Annotated in this window: 19 protein-coding genes and 1 tRNA gene; 7 read left to right on the plus strand and 13 right to left on the minus strand. The window is 54.4% G+C overall.

Features of this window, described 5'->3' with window-relative positions; translation table 11 throughout:
• Positions 1–88: 88 nt before the first annotated feature.
• On the minus strand, positions 89–661 hold the full coding sequence (locus tag J4D97_RS07815; RefSeq protein ID WP_208307091.1) for an L-threonylcarbamoyladenylate synthase: 573 nt from the start codon (positions 659–661) through the stop codon (positions 89–91).
• A gap of 169 nt (positions 662–830) precedes the next feature.
• On the minus strand, positions 831–1268 hold the full coding sequence (mce, locus tag J4D97_RS07820; RefSeq protein ID WP_208307092.1) for a methylmalonyl-CoA epimerase: 438 nt from the start codon (positions 1266–1268) through the stop codon (positions 831–833).
• Positions 1269–1414: 146 nt separating this feature from the next.
• Here mce and J4D97_RS07825 point away from each other — a divergent pair, with 146 nt between their 5' ends.
• From J4D97_RS07825 to J4D97_RS07845, 5 genes are all read left to right on the plus strand, one after another.
• Positions 1415–2629, plus strand: a complete 1215-nt coding sequence (locus J4D97_RS07825; RefSeq protein WP_185280584.1) for an IscS subfamily cysteine desulfurase — start codon at positions 1415–1417, stop codon at positions 2627–2629.
• 114 nt (positions 2630–2743) lie between these two features.
• Positions 2744–3160, plus strand: a complete 417-nt coding sequence (gene iscU / locus J4D97_RS07830) for a Fe-S cluster assembly scaffold IscU (protein WP_185280585.1) — start codon at positions 2744–2746, stop codon at positions 3158–3160.
• Between the two features lie 179 nt (positions 3161–3339).
• Entirely contained in the window at positions 3340–3666 is a 327-nt protein-coding gene (locus tag J4D97_RS07835) for a HesB/IscA family protein (RefSeq protein ID WP_185280586.1), read from the plus strand.
• Between the two features lie 168 nt (positions 3667–3834).
• Positions 3835–4104, plus strand: coding sequence for a BPTI/Kunitz domain-containing protein (locus tag J4D97_RS07840; protein ID WP_208307093.1), 270 nt, complete (start codon positions 3835–3837; stop codon positions 4102–4104).
• Positions 4105–4268: 164 nt separating this feature from the next.
• Positions 4269–5126 (plus strand): CPBP family intramembrane glutamic endopeptidase, encoded by an 858-nt coding sequence (locus tag J4D97_RS07845; protein ID WP_208307094.1) that lies wholly within the window; start codon positions 4269–4271, stop codon positions 5124–5126.
• A 269-nt stretch (positions 5127–5395) separates the two neighbouring features.
• Here J4D97_RS07845 and J4D97_RS07850 read toward each other — a convergent pair.
• The 11 genes from J4D97_RS07850 to J4D97_RS07900 all read right to left on the minus strand — a co-directional run bounded on the left by J4D97_RS07850 (position 5396) and on the right by J4D97_RS07900 (position 20077).
• A tRNA-Ser gene (locus tag J4D97_RS07850) sits at positions 5396–5483 on the minus strand.
• A gap of 140 nt (positions 5484–5623) precedes the next feature.
• Positions 5624–6703, minus strand: coding sequence for an asparaginase (locus tag J4D97_RS07855; protein ID WP_243900201.1), 1080 nt, complete (start codon positions 6701–6703; stop codon positions 5624–5626).
• Positions 6704–6846: 143 nt separating this feature from the next.
• Positions 6847–7614, minus strand: a complete 768-nt coding sequence (locus J4D97_RS07860) for a TatD family hydrolase (protein WP_208307095.1) — start codon at positions 7612–7614, stop codon at positions 6847–6849.
• A gap of 102 nt (positions 7615–7716) precedes the next feature.
• A complete protein-coding gene (locus tag J4D97_RS07865) occupies positions 7717–8430 on the minus strand; it encodes a GAF domain-containing protein (protein ID WP_208307096.1) in 714 nt (237 codons plus the stop codon).
• 275 nt (positions 8431–8705) lie between these two features.
• Positions 8706–10319, minus strand: a complete 1614-nt coding sequence (locus J4D97_RS07870) for a RagB/SusD family nutrient uptake outer membrane protein (protein WP_208307097.1) — start codon at positions 10317–10319, stop codon at positions 8706–8708.
• A gap of 24 nt (positions 10320–10343) precedes the next feature.
• A complete protein-coding gene (locus J4D97_RS07875) occupies positions 10344–13367 on the minus strand; it encodes a SusC/RagA family TonB-linked outer membrane protein (RefSeq protein WP_208307098.1) in 3024 nt (1007 codons plus the stop codon).
• Between the two features lie 1094 nt (positions 13368–14461).
• The gene (locus J4D97_RS07880) at positions 14462–15571 is read right to left on the minus strand and encodes a glycosyltransferase (RefSeq protein WP_208307099.1); all 1110 of its coding nucleotides are present in this window, start codon (positions 15569–15571) and stop codon (positions 14462–14464) included.
• Between the two features lie 130 nt (positions 15572–15701).
• Positions 15702–16346 (minus strand): polysaccharide deacetylase family protein, encoded by a 645-nt coding sequence (locus J4D97_RS07885; protein WP_243900202.1) that lies wholly within the window; start codon positions 16344–16346, stop codon positions 15702–15704.
• 163 nt (positions 16347–16509) lie between these two features.
• Entirely contained in the window at positions 16510–17640 is a 1131-nt protein-coding gene (locus J4D97_RS07890; protein WP_208307100.1) for a glycosyltransferase family 4 protein, read from the minus strand.
• A gap of 33 nt (positions 17641–17673) precedes the next feature.
• Complete coding sequence (locus J4D97_RS07895) at positions 17674–18585, minus strand: FkbM family methyltransferase (RefSeq protein ID WP_208307101.1); 912 nt, start codon at positions 18583–18585, stop codon at positions 17674–17676.
• 37 nt (positions 18586–18622) lie between these two features.
• The gene (locus J4D97_RS07900) at positions 18623–20077 is read right to left on the minus strand and encodes an oligosaccharide flippase family protein (protein WP_279592429.1); all 1455 of its coding nucleotides are present in this window, start codon (positions 20075–20077) and stop codon (positions 18623–18625) included.
• A 268-nt stretch (positions 20078–20345) separates the two neighbouring features.
• Here J4D97_RS07900 and J4D97_RS07905 point away from each other — a divergent pair, with 268 nt between their 5' ends.
• Both J4D97_RS07905 and J4D97_RS07910 read left to right on the plus strand, forming a co-directional pair.
• Complete coding sequence (locus tag J4D97_RS07905) at positions 20346–21392, plus strand: hypothetical protein (protein WP_208307103.1); 1047 nt, start codon at positions 20346–20348, stop codon at positions 21390–21392.
• A complete protein-coding gene (locus J4D97_RS07910) occupies positions 21389–22855 on the plus strand; it encodes an O-antigen ligase family protein (RefSeq protein WP_208307104.1) in 1467 nt (488 codons plus the stop codon). Before J4D97_RS07905 ends, J4D97_RS07910 begins: the two co-directional genes overlap by 4 nt.
• Positions 22856–22875 lie beyond the last annotated feature (20 nt).

Consider the following 22875-nt stretch of genomic DNA (forward strand, 5'->3'; position numbering starts at 1 on the left):
AGTGAAAAGGTGAAGGAGTTGTTTAGACTTCATACCGCTACCCTGTCAAATGTAACCCGCTGTCGTGCTTACTTTTTTTATGCTCTGGTTAGCTACGTATCGTTTCCAACGTGCCATCCTCCTTTACTCGTACCACTCGCGAAGGAGCTACCCGCGTGTCGTCGTCCTGTCGCCAACTCACTACGTAGTCAACGGCACGGTCAATTTGCTTGTCTACTTCGCTGTAGATGGCCGGCGCCGGCTCCCCACTGCGGTTGGCCGAGGTCGACACCAGCCCGTGCCCCAACCGACGCACCAGCTTGTGGCAGAACTCATCGCGCGGGATGCGCAGGCCCACCGTGCCATCTGGCCCTACCAGCTGCGGCGCCACATATCGGCTGGCAGCTACTATATAGGTAGTGGGTCGCTCTTGAGCCCCCAGCAGCTCGGCTAAATTGTCGGGCACGGTAGCTGCGTAGCGAGCAAACATCGTCTCATCAGCCACCAGCACAATGCTGGGCTTGCCCTCGGGCCTACCTTTCAGCTTGTAGAGCCTCTCCACGGCCTTTGTCGATTCGGCATCGCAGCCCAGGCCCCACACTGTATCGGTGGGGTAGAGAATGACTTGTTGCAGCAGCAGCGCGTCTACGGCCGCTTCCACTTCTTGTTGGAATAGATTCATGGGAATAGTAAAGTGGTGAGGTTGTGAAATTGTGAGTGGTGAAACCGGAACTGTCATCCTCTATCTGGCGTCCGCTTGCAGAGGACCTTCACACGCCGGCACGACAAGTGTAACAACGACTCATTCAACTGGCAGAAAGTCTTTCGTCGCTGCTTGATGCGCCACATGCTCAGGATGACAGTTCCGGTTCCGCAATTTCACTACTCCCTATCGTTTGGCACAGCTCTACCAACACGCCGGCAGCGCTTTTCGGGTGCACAAAGCAAACGAGCTTGTTATCGGCGCCGCGCTTGGGCTCCTCATTGAGTAGTACAAACCCCTCGGCCCGCAGCCGCGCCATCTCGGTCCGAATATCATCTACTTCAAACGCCACATGGTGAATGCCTTCGGGCTTTTTAAGCAGGTACTTGGTGATGGCACTATCAGCAGAAGTACCGGCTAGCAGCTCAATTTTGGACCCGCCTACTTTAAAAAACACGGTATCTACGGCTTCGCTGGCTACGTGCTCTTGCTTGTAGGGTGCCACGCCGAGCAGTGTGGTATAAAGGGCCGTGGCCGCTTCCAGGTCGTGGACGGCCAATCCCAAATGTTCGAGATTTGTGAACATGTGTGGTTGTAAGTAAGAAGCCATAACAGTCCTCTATAATAGTATTAGGATTATAGAGACATTTCTACTGACAAAGTAAAACCTCTTTAGTAGTTTTGCTGTTCTAGATGCGAATGATTCTCCGCTGAACTCACTGACTCCGAGCCATGCTCAAGCTACCTATCTACCTCGACAACAACGCCACTACCCCTCTCGACCCGCGGGTGCTGGATGCCATGATACCGTTCTTCACAGAAGTATACGGCAATGCGGCGTCTCGCAATCACCCCTTTGGTTGGGCCGCGGAAGAAGGCGTGGACTACGCCCGCGAGCAAATCGCGCAATTGATTCACTGTGACCCCAAGGAAATTATTTTCACTTCGGGCGCCACAGAGTCGGACAACCTGGCTATTAAGGGTGTGTTCGAGATGTATTCTCAGAAGGGCAACCACGTTATCACGGCTACCACCGAGCACAAAGCCGTGCTCGACACCTGCAAGCATATCGAAAAGCTAGGCGGCAGGGTTACCTACTTGCCCGTGAACGAGCAAGGCCTGATTAGCCTAGAAGACCTGGAAGCCGCCATGACACCTGAAACGATTCTGGTGACTATCATGTACGGCAACAACGAAACCGGCACCATCCAGCCCATCCAGGAAATTGCCAAGATTGCCCACAAGCACGGCGCGCTGTTCATGACCGACGGTACGCAGGCAGTAGGCAAGATTCCCGTAGACGTTATCGCCGATGGCATCGACCTGATGGCTTTCACGGCTCACAAAATGTATGGCCCCAAAGGGGTAGGCGCATTGTACGTGCGGCGTAAGTCGCCTCGCGTGAAGGTGACGGCCCAGATGGACGGCGGCGGCCACGAGCGCGGCATGCGCTCCGGCACGTTGAACGTACCCGGCATCGTAGGTTTTGGCAAGGCTTGTGAACTGGCCCGCCTCGAAATGGCACAGGACGCAGAGCGCTTAAGCAAGCTACGTGACCACCTCGAAAAAGAACTGCTGACGCTGGAAGAAAGCTACGTAAACGGTTCGGTGGAACGCCGTCTACCTCACGTAGCCAACATTAGCTTCAAGTATGTAGAAGGCGAAGGCCTGATGATGGGCGTGAAGGACTTGGCGGTATCGTCGGGTTCGGCTTGTACGTCGGCCTCGTTGGAGCCCAGCTACGTGCTGAAGGCCCTAGGCCTGAGCGACGACCTGGCACACTCCTCGCTACGCTTTGGTCTGTCGCGCTTCACCACCGACGAGCAAATTGAATACGCTATCGGCCACGTAAAAGAAGCCGTAACCAAGCTCCGCGAAATGTCGCCGCTGTGGGAGATGCACAAAGAAGGCATCGACCTCAGCTCCATTGAGTGGGCAGAACACTAGAATCAATTAAAAATTGAGAATTAAAAATTAAAAGACGGTTCGCTATTATAGTCCTCTTTTGATTTGAAACTCAATTTTCTAATTCTTAATTTTTAATTCTTAATTGACAACGTCATGGCTTACTCTGATAAAGTAATTGACCACTACAGCAACCCCCGCAACGTGGGCACGCTGGACAAAAGCAAAAAAACTGTAGGTACTGGCCTGGTAGGCGCTCCTGAGTGCGGCGACGTAATGCGCCTGCAAATCGAGGTAGACGAAGCCACCAACACCATCACCGACGCCAAATTCAAGACGTTTGGCTGCGGCTCGGCTATTGCTTCTTCGTCGCTGGCAACGGAATGGCTGAAAGGCAAAACCGTGGATGAGGCCTTGGCTATCGACAACATGGAGATTGTGGAAGAGTTGGCCCTGCCGCCCGTAAAAATTCACTGCTCGGTACTGGCAGAAGACGCTATCAAAATGGCCATTTCGGACTACCGCGTGAAGAACGGTTTGCCCGCTCTGGAGATGGAGAAGTCGCACCACTAAGTTAGCTCCGGTCCTACCGGGTGCATAACGTTGTAGAGGGTAGGAAGCAGCTGAAATAGTTGGTGCTTCCTACCTTTTATTATTTAGAAACGTATCAGATAAACTAAACCTTTCAGGGTGTACTTTTGTAATAGAAATGGCCACATCGGCTAGCTTCGCTTACCCCTACCCTTACTGCCATGATTACTGTTTCTGACAAGGCAAAAGATAAAATCGAACATCTCATGCGTGATGCCGAACTAGATGCTACCTACCGGTTGCGTGCGTCGGTGGCAGGCGGCGGCTGCTCGGGCCTGTCCTACAAGCTAGACTTTGACAACGAGGTGAAGCCCATGGACCAGGAGTTTGAAGACAAAGGCGTCCGGGTAGTAGTAGACATGAAAAGCTTCCTTTACCTAGCCGGCACTGAACTTGATTTCTCGGATGGGCTAAACGGCAAAGGCTTCTATTTTGACAACCCTAATGCCAGCCGTACCTGCGGCTGCGGCGAAAGCTTCTCTGTATAAAAAGACGATTTCGCACAAAAAAGGCCCTAGCTCTTTTGAGAGCTAGGGCCTTTTTTGTGACACTATTTGTTGGTTGGAAATAACCCAATCTATTCGAACATTATACGACACGGCATTTTTCGAGACACACCATTGCAACTATCGCCTACAAAGTAGGCTCCTAGCGGTATGAAAAAGACGCTACTATTGTTCTCGGCCACAGCCCTATTCTCTTCTGCTACTTGCAGCCAAAAGGACAATGATCCAGAGCCCGAACCCGCTATTGAACCCACTCCTCTGTGTCTACTCGTGCCGGATGCGGGCCTCTGTAATGCTGCCTTCGTGCGCTACTACTTCGATCCGCGAGAAAAGAAGTGTAAGGCATTTACTTGGGGCGGCTGCGGCGGGATAGTACCCTTCAACACGCTACAAGAGTGCAAGGACTGCGGCTGCAAGTAAAGAGTACATCTTCCCACAGTGCTTTAGCAAGCCGGAAGCGCATCGTGCGGGTCTACTAGCTGCATCTGGAAAACCAGCTATTTCTCTCTAAACATAAAAAAGGCCTGGACATTGAGGCTTTTTGCTATCATTATGACCATCTATCGTTCCTCCTACTCTATTTAATGGAAACTATCGTTACTTCTACTCCTATCCTGTCCAAGGTCCCACCGACCGTAACTCGCTCGGCTTACCCTACCATTGCTCAAAGCTGGGGCGTATTGGGCTGGTTTCTGCTCTTATCCCTGCTTGTAGGAATACCCACTTACTTAGTACTAGATAAGCTGCTGCATGTGGGCAAGCAGACCAACGCTGCAATTCTATCCGTGCTAATAAACGTGGCTTTGATGCTTGTCTTGCGCCGTAAAGCAGGCAGGCAGTGGGCACGAATACAATGGAAAGGCCAAGCGAAGCCATGGATTTATGCAGCCCTGCCCATCCTAGTAATTACCTATGGTATAGTGGCTTCGACGCTGGTCGAACTATTTCATCTGCCTAATTGGATGGAAACGACCTTCCGTGATTTAGTGAAGCAACCGCTGCTCGCCCTGTTTCTTTTTTGTGTATCAGCGCCTCTACTAGAGGAACTTATCTTCCGTGGCGTTATGCTAACGGGTCTGCTGCGTAATTATCGACCTTGGGTAGCTATTAGCCAGTCGGCCTTGTTGTTTGGGCTAATGCATATGAATCCAGCGCAAATAGTAGGAGCTGGCCTGATAGGATTGCTATTTGGTTGGTTGTATTACCGAACCAGGTCACTAAGTCTATGCATTGTAGCGCATATGTTTAATAACTTACTGGCCTTCCTTGCGATGACAGACGCCAAACTCAGCAAGAGAGAAACGATGCGGGAAATCTTTGGGACAGATCTTCTATTTGGACTGGCCTTATTAATAAGTGTTCTTCTAGTCGTGCTCATTGTTTGGCAAATCCACAAACGCACGCAGACCTATGAAGGCCTAAGCGTACCCGCTGCCGTATAACTTTTTCAACGTAAGCACAGAGGCCCGCACAATCAGTAGATGTGCGGGCCTTTTATCTATTTAAAGTAAGCTACTACTTGGTTCAGATTGGTTTCTCAGATACATAGCCTGACTTATATAGTGGCTATAGAGCCTATGCAGAAAGAATACAGCAGGATAGTACTGTGTGTTTCTGTGCTAGAAACTTGAGCGAGTATCCGCACTTGTGCTTATAGATGGCGCTCCTGAAAAGCAAAACCCCGTTTTCAAGCTGAAAACGGGGTTTTATGCAGAGAGGATGGGATTCGAACCCACGATAACCTTTTGGGCTATACACACTTTCCAGGCGTGCTCCTTCGACCACTCGGACACCTCTCTAGGGCTAATGGTGGCGCAAAGAAACGCGGCTTTTACCAGAAACGCAAACCTTTCGGCATGTTGCGCTTTGCGTGCTGCCCGATGTAAGGAGTAAAAGGCTTGCTTTTCATTCCACATTCACACCGTAGAACGCCATGCGGCTACTCCTCCCAGTTGGAAATTTCGCCGCGCAGGTCGCGGGCCAGTAGGCGGCGCGTGGTAGGGGCATCCTGGTTCAGGCCCAGTACAAACATGAGCTTCGCTACGGCCGCTTCGGTGGTGATATCATCGCCGCCAATGATGCCTAGGTCGCGCAGGTGGGCGCTGGTTTCGTAGCGGCCTTGCTGCACGCGGCCTTCGTCGCACTGGCTTACGTTGAGAATATGCAGGCCCCGATCTAGAGCTTCGCGTAGGGCAGTAGTAAACCACGAAGCGGTGGGCGCATTGCCCGAGCCAAAGGTTTCGAGTACACAGCCGCGTAGATTGTCGATAGCCAAGATGCCGCGCACGGCCTGTTCGCTGATGCCCGGAAACAGCTTTAGAATTACCACCCTCTCGTCGAGGTGCTGGTGAAACTTACGAGGCAACGCTGATAGGGGTCGGATGGCGGCATCATTAAACTCCAGGTCGATGCCGGCGCGCACCAGCGGCGGGTGGTTTTCGCTTTTAAACGCATCGAAATGGCCGCTTTCTACCTTCTTCGCACGGTTGCCGCGCAGCAGTACATTATGGAAATAGATACACACTTCGGGAATACGGGCCGCCTCAGTGGTTTTGTGACGGGCCGAGGCCAGTTGCAACGCCGTAAGCAGGTTTTTGCGGGCATCGGTGCGGATGCGGCCGATGGGCAATTGTGCCCCGGTGAAGATGACGGGTTTGGTTAGGTTTTCCAGCATAAAGCTCAGCGCCGAGGCCGAGTAGGCCATTGTATCGGTGCCATGCAGAATCACAAAGCCATCGTATTCGTCGTAGCTGTGGGTGATGATGTGTACCAGATCGGCCCACACCGTAGGGGTCACGTTGGACGAATCGATGGGTGTGGGGAGGCTGTGCACCGTCAGGCGCATCCGAAACTGGCGCAGTTCCGGAAGATTGCCCATAATGCTGGCAAACTTCATGGGCACCAGCGACCCATCGTCGTCGTAGGCCATGCCCACGGTGCCACCAGTGTAAATCAGAAGTACCGAAACCTCGGGCGTGGCCGGCGCAGCCGTATCAATGTTGAAGTAAGAAGAGTCCAAAGGCGAGAGAGAGTAGCGCGGAACCAGCCACACAATCGTGCAGCCGAATCGGCAAGCTAGCAGGCAATCGGCACTTTCCCTAGTCTGCTATTCTTTTGGTCTACCCTAACTGCAACAACATACCCTTTACACAGTGCTCGACGCTACAAGCTGAACAGTGTCTGGGCATTTCGGGTAGTAGCCTCGGCTACTTCTGCCACCTCTTTGCCTAGCAACTCGGCCACCCGACGCGCAATAAGCGGTAGGTAGGCTGGCTCGTTGCGCTTGCCGCGGTGCGGCACTGGTGCCAGGTAGGGGCAGTCAGTTTCCAACAAGAGGTGCTCCAGATCCAGGCCGGGCAGCACCTTGTCGGCGCCCCCGTTTTTGAAGGTAGCTACGCCACCTATGCCCAGCTTGAAACCCAGCGCAATGGCGCGGTCGGCCTCAGCAGGGCTTCCCGAAAAGCAGTGAAACACACCGCGCAGCGTACCGTCCTGAGCAGCTTCGATAAGGTCGGCAGTTTCCTGAAAGGCGTCGCGGGTGTGCAGCACCAAGGGCAGGTTGTGCTTTTTAGCCAAGTCGATCTGCACGCGCAGGGCTTCCTGTTGCTGGGCAAAGTAGGTTTTGTCCCAGTGCAGATCGAGGCCGCACTCTCCTACCGCCGCAAACGGCCGTTTGTTCAGCCACTCTTCCACGGCGTACAGTTCACGCTCGAAGTGCTGATCTACAGAAGTAGGGTGCAGCCCCATCATGGCAAAGCACTGCTGCGGAAACCGGGCTTCCGTTTCAAGCATACTATCGAGGGTAGTATGGTCGATGGCGGGCATGACGATGGTAGTTACGCCGGCCTCGAAGGCCCGGTGCAGCATCTCGTCGCGGTCGGGCTTGAACTGCTCGGAGTAAACATGGGCGTGAGAATCGGTGAGGTGCACGATGGAAGGAAATAAAGGCGTGAGATGGGAAGCAACGAAGTGCAAAGGTAGGGCATCCTGCCTACCCTCCTCACTCACTCACTCACTCACTCACTCACTCACTCACTCACATACATGCTTCAGTACCTCGTGCAAATCGGGCAGCCGCCGCTCTATCTGGGCCAGAATATCGTTTGAGAGAGGCACTTGCACGCCGTAGCGCGTCAGCATGTAGCGCACCAGCGCCGTAAGTCCCTGTATTTCTGCTATTAAGTGTGTCTGGATGGTCTGCCACTGCAACTCACCCGCAGCGCCGTGGGTTCGGCATTGGTGGCGTACTACAATCGTGTGGCTCACCACGGCGGCTAGTTGTTCCAGCATACGCTGCTCGTCCTCGCTGAGCATACGGGGCTGAGAGTCGATGATGCACAGCGTGCCGATGTTGCGCTGATCGGGCATTCGCAATGGAGCGGCCGCGTAGAAGGCTACCTGGCTATGATAGGCTGCCTGAGCCGCCTGCTCTGTGATGAACGGCTCTTTCTCAGTCGATAAATCTTTGTATACTACTGCCTTATCGTGTAAAATAACTGTAGAGCACAGCGCTTCCTGCCGCGACTGCACATCGTTGCCCGGCATACCGTAATTGGCGATGTACTGCACCTCTGTTTCATCAACAAGGGCAATTAGGGAAATAGGGAGGCTGAACACACGTGCCGTTAGCGCCACCAATCCGTCAAATGCCTTCTCATCCAGAGAATGAAGAATATCATAATGCCGGAGCGTGGCAATGCGGGCAGCATCGTCTGGCGGAATCAGGAAAGGAGAAATAGCTAGCATAGTGATGATATAATTACCTGGTAACAAGATATTTGTATCCGATTGATTTTTAACTGTTTTCCGGATACAATCAAACATTATCTTCGCGTAGCACCATCCGGATGCTTTTACTAGCAGGCGCCGTGGTATTTGCCGGCACTAGTCCGCAGTATTGTAGTAGTAGCCAGCCGCGTATTGCACCGGCACCATATCCCGCGCTGGCCGTAGGCTAGGACCGACTAAAAAAAGCCGGCCCGCTATCTGCGGGCCGGCTTCATTCTGCGTAAGTTGGCGGCTTAGTACCCAGGATTTTGGGGCACATTCCAGCTCTGCACTTCCGTTAGGGGAATGGGCAACAAAGGCGTGGGGTTTACCGACGCCTCCGTGGTGACGTGCGACGCGGCCCGCGCCCGCACGTCGGCGGGCAGCACACCCAGGTAGCGACCCGTGCGCACCAGGTCCCAGAAACGTAGCGATTCCTCGCCAAACTCTACCCGGCGCTCATGCCAAATAGCCGTTAGCAGCGCCTGGCCCGACAAGCCCGGCGATAGGTCGGGTAGGGTGCCGGGGGGCGTGTTGGCGGGGGCGTAGGTGAGGGTACCCAGGGTAGTACCCGGCGGGCGTGTCGACATGCGGGCGCGCTGCCGCACCTGGTTGACCAAGGCCACGGCCTCGGCGGGTTTGTTGAGCTGGGCAGCAGCCTCCGCCTTCATCAGCAAGATGTCGGAATAGCGCAGCTTGCGGATGTTCTGGGGTCCCGACTCTGGGGCAGCGGGGGCAATGATGGCGGCCTTGCGGTTGAAGTAGCCAGTGGCATTCTGCGTGAGGTCGACCTTGTTGAGGATGCCCAGCACAATGTCGCCGTCCTTGATAACGGTTACTTCAAGACGCGGGTCGTTGTCCTCAAACTCATTGACCAGATCTTGGGTAGGGTTGTTGAACCCATAGCCAAACGTGTTGCGGTTGTTCTGGAAAATATTGCTGGTGGTGCCCACCGAAATGGGGCCGTAGCCGAAGTTGGAGGTACCAAACTGAATTTCAAACAGCGACTCGCTGCTGTTCTCGCCAATATCCTGGTGGATGGCGGCGTAGTTGGGCAGCAGGCTGTACTGGTTCGATGAGATGATGGTACTGGTGATGTCGTACACCTCCTGCCAAGTGTGGTTGTTGCCATTCACAGTGCCCAGCTGGTACATGATAGCGCGGGCCAGGTAGCCATTGGCAGCACCTTTGGTGGCCCGGCCCAGATCGGCGGCTGGGTAGGCACTCTTTTCGGGCAGCAAGGCGGCGGCGGCTTTCAGGTCTTTCTCAATGAAAGCGTACGTCTCGGCAATGGTAGCCCGGCGCACGTTGGCGGCTTCAGCAGGAGCGACACTCTTTTCAAAGAGCGGCACCCCGCCTACCCCCTTCACCAAGTTGAAATAGAAGTATGCCCGTAGAAACAGCGCTTCGCCCTTCAACCGCGCTTTTAGGGCGTCATCGATGGTGCCCGCGTCAACGTTGTTAATTACCGTGTTGGCCCGGGCAATGCCCGTGAAGCTATGCACCCAGAGTGTGGTCACGGTCTGGTTGGAGGCCGAAATATTCCAGGTTTTGAGTTCGATGAGGGGGAGAAAGTCGCTGGGCGAGCTACCGCCTTTCGCGGCATCATCAGTCATCAGGTCCCCAAACATCCACTCGTAAGTCTGGGCCACGTACTGGCCGGCTGGGTCGCCCCACTTAGGGCCCTGGTCCCAGGCCGTCACATCGTACACAGCATTGATGGCCTGCACAGCATTGGTTGGGTCTTTGAAAAGATTGTCCTGGGTAGTGGTGCCCAGGGGTTCTTTATCCAAGAAATCTTGGCAACCTGACACCAGCACCGTGAGGGCGGCCATGGTCAGGGCGGGGAGTATATGGGAAATTTTCATCGTATTGTAAGGGTAGTAAACTGCTTAAAACTGCACATTGAAGCCCAGGCGGTAGGTGCGCGCCTGTGGATAGTTGCCGTAGTCCACACCATAAGCCAAGGGGTTGTTATAGAAAGCCGAGGTCGAAATCTCGGGGTCATAGCCCGTATATTTGGTGAGGGTAAACACGTTGTCAACCGAGGCAAACACCCGGGCGCCCCGCACCTGTACCTTGTTCAGCAAGGACTGAGGCAGCGTGTAGCCCAGCTCCATGTTGCGGGCGCGCAGGTAGCTGGCATCCTCCACATAGCGGCTGCTGAACCGGTCGTTGCCGTTAGTATCGGCCGAGGTGACGCGGGGCTGGTTGCTGTTGGGGTTGCTGGGCGTCCAGCGGTCCATACGGCTCGCGTAGAAGTTGCTCCACACGCCCACAAAGTCCGCCGATTTATTCAGATTAAAGCCCGCGCCATTGATGGCTTCGGCACCTTGCACCCCGTAGAACAGCACTTTGAAATCGAAGCCCGAGTAGCTCAGGTTGAGCGAGGCACCGTAGGTGAAGTTGGGCGTGCCACTACCCAGGTAAGTGTTGTCGGCGGCCGTGATGGTGCCGTCGCCGTTCTTGTCCACATAGCGCACGTCACCGGGTTTGGCGCCCGGCTGCACCAACGCGCCGTCTGCATTGCGGTAGGCATCAATCTCGCCCTGCGAGTGAAACACGCCCTGGGCCTGTAAGCCGTAGAAGTAGGCTATTTCGCGGCCCACGTCGGTGAGGGTTACGTTGCCGATTTGCGGGAGCACGTTGCCGCTGGCAATGGCGTTGCCACCACCCAGGCTGGTTACTTCATTGTTGATTTTGGTGAAGTTAACGCCCACGTTGTACTGGAGCTTGCCTATCTCGTTGCGATAGTTCAGCGCCAACTCCAGGCCGCGGTTGCGCAGCGAGCCTACGTTGGCGGGCGCAGGAGCCTGACCCACGTAGTCGGGCACCGGCAGTAGGGCAATCATGTCGCGGGTGCGGCGGTCAAAGTAGTCGGCCGTCAAGGTCAACTGGCTATTGAAAAGCTCCGCATCAAGTCCTACATCCGTTGTAATGGCCGTTTCCCACTTCAAATCTGGGTTGTTGATCTGCGTAATGGCCAAGCCAGGAGCGGGCGTTCCGTTGAAAATGTAGGTCTGGTTGTTGTTCGCTACCGAAGCATAGCCGTAGTTGGGAGCAGCGTTCTGGTTGCCTACCTGGCCGTAGCTGGCCCGCAGCTTCAGCACCGATAGGTAGTTCACGTTCTTCAGAAACTCCTCGTTGGAGATGTTCCAGGCGGCGCCTACCGACGGGAATATGCCCGTGCGCACTGGTCCGAGGAACTTCGAGGTCTGGTCGAAGCGCAACGTACCCGTCACCAAGTACCGGTCCCGGAAGTTGTAGTTGGCCCGGCCAAAGTAGGAGAACAGGCTTCCGTCGTACTGGGTGCTGCGCACCACGTTATCGGCGCTACGCGAGGCCGATATGTATTGCAGGCTGGCAGTGGCCGGCACGTTGTAGGCCGTGATGGATATACCATTGCCATAACCGCGCTGCGCCTCTTGGCCCAAAGTAGCCGAGAAGGTGCTGTTGTCGGCGAAGGTCTTGTTGTAGTTGGCGTAGTTCGACCATACCCACGACACGTTCTCGGTGCGTGTTTCAATGAGCTGGCTTGGGGTGCGCTGGTCTACTGGGCCGATGTAGTATTGCGGCAGGTACTGCTTGGGGTGGTTGTTGAAATAGTTGATGCCGAACGTGGAACGAAACGACAGGCCCTTGAATAACTCAATATCTAAGTAGCTGCTGCTAAACAGGTTGTTGTTCTGCACCTTGTTGAACTGCTGCTCGTCGAGGTAGCGCGGCACGTTCAGCGCGTTGCGCGTGATGACGTCTTCCGTGTAGCTGCCGTTGGGCCCAAATGGGTTGATGATCGGGTTCACTTGCAGCGCGTATTGCAGCACTTGGTAGGGCTGCGAGCCGCCCTGCCCATCGCCGCTACCCGTCTGGTTGTTGTTGGTGAACGTGGCCGCCACACCCGCCTTGATGTGCTTGGTGAGCACCACGTCGTCGTTCACCCGAATCACGTACTTCTTGAAGCCCGAATTCTTGATAATACCGTTTTGCTGGAAGTAGCTGCCGCTCACCAGGTAGCGGTTTTGCTCAGAACCGCCCGAGGCCGACAGGCTGTAGTTGGTAATCAAGCCTTTTTGCGTCACCAAGTCCTGATAATCAACCCCCTTGGCGTTGGTCTGAATGGCTTCTTGCAATTGCGGACCGTAGTTGGGTAGCGGTATGCCGCCGTTGGCGTAGGCCTCCGTCACGAGCGTTGCGTACTGGGCAGCAGTGGTAAGAGGTAGGGTGCGCCGAATCTCCTGAAAGCCCGTGTAGCCCGACAGGTTGAACTGCGTGGCCCCGGCCTTGCCATGCTTGGTAGTGATGAGCACCACGCCGTTGGCCCCGCGCGAGCCGTAGATGGCCGTGGCCGAGGCATCCTTCAGAATCTCAGTCGATTCAATATCAGCGGGCAGCAGAAAGCCGATGTCGGACGTCTGGATGCCGTCCACCACGTACAGCGGGTCGGCGTTGTTGATGGTGCCTACCCCTCGCACCCGGATGCGGGTGCCTGAGCCGGGTTGGCCGCTGTTGGAGGTTACCTCCACACCCGCCACGCGGCCTTGCAGGGCCTGCACGGGGTTGGAAGTAGCTACTTGGGTCAGCTGCGCGCTGCTCACCGAAGCCACAGAACCCGTCAGGTCGCTCTTACGTGCTGTGCCGTAACCAATTACGACCACGTTTTCCATCTCCTGGGCGCTTTCGCTCAGTGTCACGCTCAGGCTACTCGTCGCACCGCTCACTGGCACTTCCTGGCGTGTGTAGCCCACAAAGCTGAAGACCAGTACGCTGTTCTCGGGTACTACTAGGGTAAAGGCCCCATTGCCATCGGTGCTGGTGCCCGTGGTGGTGCCCTTCACCACCACCGATACGCCGGGCAGCACACCGCCTTTGCTGTCAAGTACTTTACCAGACACCGGCACATCGGCACGCAAAGGCACAGAAACGATGAAATCGTTTGCGTTATCGATTGTGTAAAAATCCGAAGAAGTTTTTACCGCAGGTTTCGTCTCGTATGCGTCATGGGCATGGGCTGTTGCGGAGCCCGCTAGCAAGCACGTAACCAACGCTTGCACGGAGAGCATTCGGATAGGGTATCGAAAGGGTAATGGAATGGGTAGTAGCTTTTTCATAAAGCGCAAGGGGTGAAGTGGGAATGGAAAAAAGCAAACAATAGGGAAGGCTTTTGGAGACAGTATATCGACTGGGCATACTCAAATCGATTGCAGGAGTCTGCGGCGTGGTTCAGGTGCTTATCAGCCGCAGGTGAAAACACACGACGTAGAGGGGACTTGGGCAGGCGTGGCACAACCCGCGCCTACCTGCATTTCACTGCGGAGAATCAGGCAACGGATATGTTCTTTTGGGGAGTGGGTGGTCTCGTTTGCGATGCAGGTCATTGCCCTCGCACCGGTGCCTGATTACTATGCTGGTAGCGCTCTACTTTGTGACGATAACGCATCGGTTAGGTGCTCACCTGCACACTTAGCATATCCCCGGAGGCTACCTAGCGGGCACCTGTGGCTGGTGCTGTAAATGAGGCCTCCACCACGGTATGCAGAACAGTACAGAACGGTATTCATAACAGTATATTTTTGATGACAAAACATTGTTATTCAATCATTTACTAAACATAGTCAACGATAGAAGCGCAGTAAATTAGTACTTCGTTTACCTACAACGAAAATTTATTTTGCTGGAAACAGGATTGTTATGAATGCAATGCTTTGTGATAGGTAATAATCTTGGAATGTTAAAAATAGTGTTTTAGCATTTTATTTAGCACATTGATAATGAGATGTTTGCATAATTTAAGCCCGTTAGAATCCAATATCAGCGATTACGGGTACTTGGGTAAGCAGCCCACATTGGAGCTAATTATGGCAGTGGCAGTTCTGCCCAGAGGAGACTAGTTTGGGGTGGGTGCAGCCTTTACCTTTAGCAACAGGGAACCCAGCGCGCGTAGCCCTGGCCGTAACGCAGCCAAGGAGTATTTTGGACGCCAATCAAGGCTCAATACTTATCTACTCAGCACTCAATATTTCCTACCCTTCCACACAAACGGTACGGGCAATAGCCGGAACACCAGCAAGCAGCCGGCCACCAGCAGCGTGTATAGCTCGAACGCTGGCACCAGCAGCAGCGGTGCCCGACGCCCGGCCCGCCGGTAGCATACATGCGCCAACGTTCCCTGCAACAGTAGTTTGACTACCCATACGCTACATCCGGCGGCCGGCCCAGCTAGCCAAAACAGCACTGCCAGCGCCGGATAAAAGCCACTGTACAGCAATAGATTAGCTTGCAGCCACCACGGCAATTGCTCTACTCCGCGCATCCACCGCCGCCGCTGGTGCAGCAAGGCCGGCAGCGTGGGCTGCGGCAACGACTCGGCCAGTACCTCCGGCCGAAACAGAATGCGGTACCCGAAGTCATGCTGCAATGTGGCCTTAAACAGCGCATAGTCTTCGGTGACGGAAAAGGGTAGCGCTTCGTAGCCGCCAGTGGCCTGGTAGGCGGCGCGGGTCACCAGCATGTTGTTGCCCATGGCCGTCACGGGCACGCCCCAGTCGGACACTACCTGCACCAGCCCCAGGGACATCAGCCAGTCCAAGCCCTGCAACTGGTCGAACAGGCGCGGCCCTTGCACCAGCGTGAGGCCCGTGATGGTGCCTACCCCCGGCGCGGTATGGGCCAGCAGGCCTGTGAGCCAGGTAGGCGGCACGGCAATGTCGGCGTCGGTGATGAAGAAGTAATCAGAGGTAGCGGCGCGGGTGAGGTGGGCCAGTACGTTGGCCTTGCCGCGGGCTGTGCCCAGCGTATCAACAATAGGAAGGCACTGGAAGCTGCCCGTGTAGCCTTGCATAGCAGCCTCGGCCACAGCATGGGTGCGGTCGGTGCTGCCGTCATCACCTACCAGCACTTCTACTAGGTGCGCGGGGTAGTGGAGTTGCCGGATGGCCTGCAGGCAGCGACCCAGCGATGCTTCCTCGTTGCGGGCGGCAATCAGGATGCTTACGCGAGGCAACGCATTGGGCAACGGCTGGGGCTGGCTTCCGCGCCGCCACGCCAACGCCCCCGTAGACACCCCCATCAGCAAAAACCAGAAGACAAAATAGGAAATCAGCCAGATCATATTGTAGTCCAAGTTGCGGAGCAGTAGCAGGATGGTAGTTGGGTTGGTATCGCCGTCGGTTGCTACGCAGTTCCTCTATAAGCTGATTTTTACTGATTGGGTGTGGTACGAATGTTTACCCAGCGCATACCCCTACCCTCATCTACAACGCTTTAAACTGATACCCTCGCTCGGCGAAATGTTGCAGGTAGCGCGGCAGCACATAGCGCAGGTTGCGGCTGGCTTTCAGGCTGTCGTGAAATACGACGATGGCACCCGTCCGAGAGTAGCGCAAGGCAGTGCGTAGGCACTGCTCGGGGGCATAAGTGGCATCGAAATCGTAGGTTAAGACATCCCACATGATGAGTTGATGTGTGGCAGCCAGGGTGTGGGCCAATGGCCGGGTGATGCGCCCGTAGGGCGGCCGCAGTAGCGGCCGCCCCTCCGCAACAACAGGGGGGGCCAGACTATCGAGCGTTTGCTGGCAGCGTGCTACGTTGGCGAGGTACTCTTCCGGAGGCGTTTTCCAGCCGTTGAGGTGGTGGTAGGTGTGGTTGCCGAGCCGATGGCCGCCAGCCAGCACCTGCCGGGCCACGTCGGGGTAGCGCGCTACGTTGTCTCCTACGCAGAAGAAGGTACCCTGCGCTCCTACCCCGGCCAATTGTTCCAGCACAAAGGGCGTTTCATCGGGGATAGGGCCGTCGTCGAAAGTGAGGTAGAGCGTCTTTTCCCCGGCAGCTACTGGCATTTGCCACTGTCCCTGCGGCACCAGACGACGAACCAACGCAGGCATTCGGAATATACGCATAGGCTATAGTCGTTATTCTAAAGGTAGTACGTTGTCGGTGTATGCGCTCAAGACATGATAGTTAGGTCTCCTCGTTGACTGAGCAAAGATGAAACAAACAGCGCCAGCATCGACGAGCTATAACATCTTGTGTTCCTGCGCCAATCAACTTATTTACCTCTCCTTATTCGTTCAGCATTTCGCTGAGCGCGGTCCACAGCGCGGCGGCGCTAGCATCCCAGGAGAAGCGACGGGCGTTTTGCAGCCCCTGCGCCACCAGCGTAGCGCGTAGGTTGGCGTTGCCTGCCACCTCGATTAGCGCCGTGGCTAGGCTATCCACGGAAAATGGGTCGGCAAGGCGGGCGGCGGTGCCAGCCACCTCGGGTAGGGAGCTGACGTTGGAGGTGATAACCGGGCAACCACAGGCCTGCGCCTCCACAATAGGGATACCAAAGCCTTCAAAATACGGCACATAGGTGGTAGCCAGCGCGGCGGCATACAGCTGCACCAGCTCGGCATCGGTCACGCGGCCGGTGAGGTGCACGTCGTGGCGGTGTTGCAGTTGCTGGTACACCTCGAAGATAAGCCCGGCTTTCCAGGCGGTGCGCCCCACAATGAGCAGCTTCATAGGAGAACCAGTAGCAGTTTTAAACTGGTCGAAGGCGCGCAGCAGATTCACTAGGTTTTTGCGCGGCTGCAATGCGCCCACAAACAGAAAATACGGCTTGCCCGCGCTAAATCGGTCGCGGGTATCCTGCTGCGTAGCCTGGGGCTGGGGTCGAAAGCAGGCATCGGCAGCATTATAGACCACACTGATTTTGGTGGGCGCAATGCCGTATGTCTGCACAATATCCTGGCGCGTAGCCTCCGACACGGCCACCAGCCGCTCCGAAGCACGCGCAAAGCGCGGCGAGAAAAACTGATAATAGCGCCGTACCAGCCCCATTACATCCTGCGGAAAGTGCTCAAAGGCTAGATCGTGCATCACCGTGAGGCGTGGTATGCGTGTGCCCAAGGTAGTGAAGCCATCGGGGCTTAGAAAGACTGCAGGCCGGTTCAATTTTAACCACAAGGCTACAGCACCTTCAAACCAAGCCACAAACAGAAGGGGGTGCCGAGCCGGCGGCAGCAATACGTGCGGCACCACATTGCTGGCAAACACATACCGCTCATCATATGGTCGGTCAAAGAGAAAATGGAATGTATGCTCGGGGTGTGCCACTACCATCCGCTTCAACACTTCGTAAGTGAAGCGACCAATGCCTTCCAGTTTGTCGCCGGGTAGCAGAAAGCGGACGTTGACAGAAATGTGCAAATGAGCAATACTTAAGCGTTATCAAAAAGCAATTTATTCTTTTACAAAAGCAAAATTATCAGAGTCAACGTGTTGCGCATACAAATAAGCATTTAGATCGGAGCAGGAAACCAAAGCTCCATCTGTAGCAATAGACTTGGCCTGATATCCTAATTCACGTAATAGAGTCACCGCCTGCTGATGATCTTGATTATGGCGTTCGGGTGACAAATATTCCAGTACTACTATTGGTTTTGTACGACGTAATAGTTCTGTCGCTCCTTGAATGACTTTTAATTCTGCTCCTTCTACATCTATTTTAATAATATCTGGCACAAGAGTAGACGAGGCAAAAAAGTTATCTAGAGTCACTGCAGGTACATCAATTCGTTTGGGTTTAGATTCTTGAAACCATTTCTCCTTAATGAACTGTGCCACATCCAATGAATTATATTCATTATACAGCACTGGAAACTCATAAAAGGAAATCATTTCCTGCTGATTTGATACAGCCAGATGATGCGCTTGCACAACAGGCATGGCCGCCACGTTGGCACTGAGCACTGCGTGTGTAGTTTCTGATGCCTCGAACGCCACGACTCGCCCCTGGGCCCCAACTAAACGGGCGGCTAGCAAGGCAAAATAGCCAAAATGCGCTCCTACATCAATAAAGACCGCACCTGCTTGCAGTTGCCGGATTAGAAGCTTAGCTAACCGAATTTCAGAATTGTGCGATTTGCCACCGGTTAAATAGATATCGGTACTAGCAGGTAGTATAACTGTCATAGGCACCCCAAAAAAGGTCATCGTTCGCTTAGCCACCCCTCTTTTACCAAATCGATAGCGCAGAATCCGGAACCCGATAGCGTATACATAACGCACGGGCATTTGTACCATCCTCACTAATTTGGATGCTGCAGCTAGCCGCTCGACGCGCTGCAAAGAATAAAGCATATCTGTATTCATCGGCCTAGAATAAGAGGTGAGTGGAAATCGATGTTAGTTAGGACTTTAGATTTGTTGAGCGCTGTAAAAAAAGCTTTACCTCAGCCAATGGTATTAGCCCTAACCCTACGCTGAGAACGCAAAAGCCTATGGTAGCCGCAACGCATTCTACTAGCCACGGAAGCACGAATAGGTGTTGCAACCCATACCAACCAGCGCACAAGAGCACAAATGCCGTTAGCAAACGGGCTAGCAGGTTCCAGGGTACGGCTACCTGAGCCCGGTAATGCACCAGCCATACATACCCTACAGATACTAGGGCAGCGCACAGCAGAGTGTTGAAAGCTGCTGCTGCGGCGCCATAAGAAGGTAGTAACAACACATTTAGTACAACATTGAGCCCTAGGCTTAGAGCTACTAGCCAACTAACTGTCTGAACGTAATGCGTACTATTCAGCAGTGAACTGTAGACAGAAAAAAACGCCTGTACCAGCACATTTAAGAATAAAATCTTCAGGCACAGCGTCATACGATCTATTTCGACACTGGTACTATGCGTGAATTGCCAAAACAGCAGTTCGCCTCGAAACAACACAAATGCACATGCTAGCAACAGTGGCAGGGTTACTACCCGTTGTCCAAACCATAGAAGGTTGCGCTGTTCGGCACGGTTGTGTGAAGCGGCCGCGAAACGCGCGAAAAATAGAGGCATGATGGTCCAGACATACATCATCACTGCATCCACCCAACGGTAGGCCCCCGCGTAGTAGCTGGCTTCGGTAGGCGAGGCCAATCGCTCCAGCATCACCATATCTACGCGCTCGTTGGCTCCGTAAAGCAGGGTGATCAAGGCGAAAGGCAGCGTTTCCAGCAACGTCTGACGAGCGTGCGTCCACTGCCACCGGTAGCGCACCCGCCCAAAAAAGCGCACCATCAGCCCATAGAGCAGCACAGCCGCGAAAGCTGCCGTGGCGAACCGTGCCCATATATAGCCTTGTAGGGATAACCCCATTGGCAGCAGCAGCAGCACTAGCCCCAGCAGCAGCACCTTCTCTAATACCGAGAGCAAGGCGTCGATATTGAAGCGTTGATGCGCTTGCAACGTGCCACGCAGAAACTGACCGTACTGTGTAAGCAACAGCGCTCCGCCAATAACGGCCAGCATTCCCAGTTGCAAACCCCGATAGCCAACTACCCACCCTACCCCCAGCAGCACCAGCAGAGCCACTACATTCAGTGCACCGCGCAGCGGCAAAATAGTCGGAAAGTAGGTAGCTAGGTACTCAGGCTCCCCAGCTATCCGTTTCACTGTGTAGTGCGTGAGGCCAATATCAGAGAAGGTAGCTAAAATAATGGCGAGCGATGATAGTGCTGTGTAGGTACCAAACGCTACGTGTCCAATTCGGTCTTGCACCAGATTCTCCACTACTACCCAGCTGGGTTTCACTAGCACATTGAGCAGCACTACAAAGCCGATATTTCCGAGAAAGCGTTTGATACGTATGAAGAACAGAAGCTGAAAATGGCTGCTAAGCTAATACGAGTGCAAACAATAACCTGTTTTACCTGCCTAAGAGCCGCTATTCGTAATCCTACCTGCCGCTTTAAAAAGTAGTTTTAATCAAGTAAGAGGAACACTCCATAGCCGTTTACGCAGTGCTATTATCGGGCCTGCCACCTACCATGAGGGTACTAGGTGGCACCAAGTTTACTAGTATATTTACCCTGCTGCCGGTGTACCGTGTTAGCTCGCCCGTTCTGTTCTCTGCCTAAACTCCTCTATGGCTGTTCGCTCATACTCACTGCCCGATGTGTGGCCTGTTATTAACCGCTGGAAAACGTTGCTAGGTGCTGCAGTAGGATTGGCTTTTGTCGTCAGCCTACTGGCTACATTCTTCTTACCAAACATTTACAAGTCGACAGTACTGTTTTACCCGGCCAACCCGGATAACAACCAACCCAGTACGCGCGGCGAAGATTTAGACCGCATTCTTACCATTGGACAGTCACAGCCAGTGGCACAAGCCTTAGTGCAGCGGTTTCGCCTGCAAGAGCACTATGGCATAGGACAGCCCGGCGACGTAACGGCCAAGGAGGCGGCCGTTGAGCAGTTTCAGCAGCATATGGCACTCGTGCACAACGAGCGCGACGTTATAGAAGCTTCCTTTAAAGACGCAGACAAACAGTTAGCGGCCACGGTAGCAAATGCATTGGTGGCGGCCATTGACACAGCCAATCAACGTATTACCCTGCACACACACTACGAAGCGATAGAGCAATACAAGCTTTATCCGGCGCTTAAAAAAACGCAGATAAGGCTACACAACCGTCTAATAGAGGCACGCTACCACTATGGCATTTTTGGTATGGAGGACGAGGCACGCTACCTGATACGAGAAATTATCCGCACTGAAAACGAGTTGCGGCAAGCAGAAGGTAGCGGTGCTTCAGCAGCTAAAATTGCGGGCCTGCGCCGGGCACTGCGGGGCCTCACTAAAATCGATGGTGGCAACACCCTGAACCTTGAAGGCTACGTAGAAGGCATCGATACGTTACGCAGTATGTATATCCGCCTCGACAGCGTGCAGAAGCGCCTCAATAAGCTACAAGAAGCGTACGATACTGCCACGTTAGTGCTTAAGGATCGTAGCTTCTCACTGTATATCATACAGCCGGCGTACCCTGCCGGCGAAAAAGTCTCTCCTAAACGTGGCCTTATTGTGGCCGGGTCAGTTGTGGTCACGTTTGTGTTGTCGCTGTTGCTGATTATGCTGCTGGAGCTGTATCGTGCCAATCAAGCACCCGCTTCAAGTGCCTCGCCCGCATGAGTCGCCTGTTGCAGCTATTGCGCCCCGCCGACCAACTTCAGCGCGTATTTGTGCTGTTTTTGCTGTTGCTACTGCCAGGAGGCGTATTGGCGCTACTAGCTGGCTCGCCTCTATGGCTACTACCTGCGCTGGCCACGCTAGTGGGCGCGGCTTTTGCTGTGGAGTGGCGCCTGCTATACTATGCCTTCCTGTGCACGCTACCTTTCTCGTATGAAATCAGCGGCCTGGCCGGCGGCCTCAGCCTCGACATGCCCTCCGAGCCTCTTATGCTGCTGCTGCTGGGCAATGTATGCCTAACGCTGCTGCTACACCCCGGCGCCCTACCCCGCCGGGAGTGGCGCCACCCGCTGCTGCTGCTGCTGGCGCTAGGCTACGGCTGGGCTATCCTGACGATGCTTTCGTCGGTTGACATGGTGAAGTCAGTGAAGTTTCTGCTGGCGAAGCTGTGGTATGTGGGGCCGTTCTTGTTCGGTACTCTGCTGCTGCTTACCCGTCCCAACCGGGTATGGCGCATTGGTGCGCTCTATCTGGGCGGCGTGTGCTTCACAGTTGTGTACACGTTGGTACGCCACGCCACGCGAGGCTTTTCGTTCGATACAATTAACTGGGCCATTCAGCCCTTTTACCTCAACCACGTTATCTACGCCACGGTGCTGGCACTGCTGTTACCGTACGCCTTGTATGGTATGCGCGCGGCGGGTCGCAGCCGTACGCGCTGGCTCTGGGGAGTGGCCACGCTACTGCTTTTTCTTGGGTTGCTAGGGTCTTTTACGCGGGCATCGCTTCTGTCAATACCCATCGCGGCATTGTGCTACTTCGTCATCCGCTATCGCCTCACACGGCTGATGCTGATAGGGGTAGGGGTGAGTACCATCGGCCTAACCTACTACTTGGTGCATAATAACACGTACCTGCGGTATGCCCCTAGCTTTGAGCGTACTGTCTTCAACGGACAGGATTTTGAGAAGCACTTGGAGGCAACGTACAAGCTCGAAGATATGTCGGGAATGGAGCGCGTGTACCGCTGGGTGGCAGCCGGTCACATGGTCGCTGACCGCCCATGGATGGGTAGTGGCCCCAGCACGTTCTACCCTGAATACAAGCGCTATACCGTCTGGAGCTTTCATACCTACGTCAGCCGCAATCCTGAGCGCTCCACTACGCACAACTACTTCTTGTTGCTGATGGCGGAGCAAGGTGTGCCGGGATTTCTGCTTTTTACGCTGCTGGTTGGTGCTACGCTGCTACTCTGTGAGCGACTTTATCACCGCAGCCAGTTACCCGCGCAACGTTATATTGTGCTGGCCAGCAGCTTGTCCTTTGTAATTATCGTTTTCCACCTACTGCTGAACGAATTAGTAGAAACCGATAAAGTCGGCTCCTTCTTTTTCATCAATATAGCCATCCTGATTCGGATGCAGACATGGCTGGAGAAGTCTACTGATGTAGAGCTATCAGTGTAATGCCTTCAAAAATAGGAAGG

Source organism: Hymenobacter defluvii (genome assembly GCF_017589435.1).
In the GTDB taxonomy this organism is placed as follows: domain Bacteria; phylum Bacteroidota; class Bacteroidia; order Cytophagales; family Hymenobacteraceae; genus Hymenobacter; species Hymenobacter profundi.

Excerpts from the sequence above, each read along its gene's own strand:
- J4D97_RS07885 (WP_243900202.1), bottom strand. The coding sequence starts at position 16,346 with ATGCGTATATTCCGAATGCCTGCGTTGGTTCGTCGTCTGGTGCCGCAG.
- J4D97_RS07865 (WP_208307096.1), bottom strand. The coding sequence starts at position 8,430 with ATGCTAGCTATTTCTCCTTTCCTGATTCCGCCAGACGATGCTGCCCGC.
- J4D97_RS07905 (WP_208307103.1), top strand. The coding sequence starts at position 20,346 with ATGGCTGTTCGCTCATACTCACTGCCCGATGTGTGGCCTGTTATTAAC.
- J4D97_RS07815 (WP_208307091.1), bottom strand. The coding sequence starts at position 661 with ATGAATCTATTCCAACAAGAAGTGGAAGCGGCCGTAGACGCGCTGCTG.
- J4D97_RS07845 (WP_208307094.1), top strand. The coding sequence starts at position 4,269 with ATGGAAACTATCGTTACTTCTACTCCTATCCTGTCCAAGGTCCCACCG.
- J4D97_RS07825 (WP_185280584.1), top strand. The coding sequence starts at position 1,415 with ATGCTCAAGCTACCTATCTACCTCGACAACAACGCCACTACCCCTCTC.
- J4D97_RS07835 (WP_185280586.1), top strand. The coding sequence starts at position 3,340 with ATGATTACTGTTTCTGACAAGGCAAAAGATAAAATCGAACATCTCATG.
- J4D97_RS07910 (WP_208307104.1), top strand. The coding sequence starts at position 21,389 with ATGAGTCGCCTGTTGCAGCTATTGCGCCCCGCCGACCAACTTCAGCGC.
- mce (WP_208307092.1), bottom strand. The coding sequence starts at position 1,268 with ATGTTCACAAATCTCGAACATTTGGGATTGGCCGTCCACGACCTGGAA.
- J4D97_RS07895 (WP_208307101.1), bottom strand. The coding sequence starts at position 18,585 with ATGAATACAGATATGCTTTATTCTTTGCAGCGCGTCGAGCGGCTAGCT.
- J4D97_RS07870 (WP_208307097.1), bottom strand. The coding sequence starts at position 10,319 with ATGAAAATTTCCCATATACTCCCCGCCCTGACCATGGCCGCCCTCACG.
- J4D97_RS07840 (WP_208307093.1), top strand. The coding sequence starts at position 3,835 with ATGAAAAAGACGCTACTATTGTTCTCGGCCACAGCCCTATTCTCTTCT.
- iscU (WP_185280585.1), top strand. The coding sequence starts at position 2,744 with ATGGCTTACTCTGATAAAGTAATTGACCACTACAGCAACCCCCGCAAC.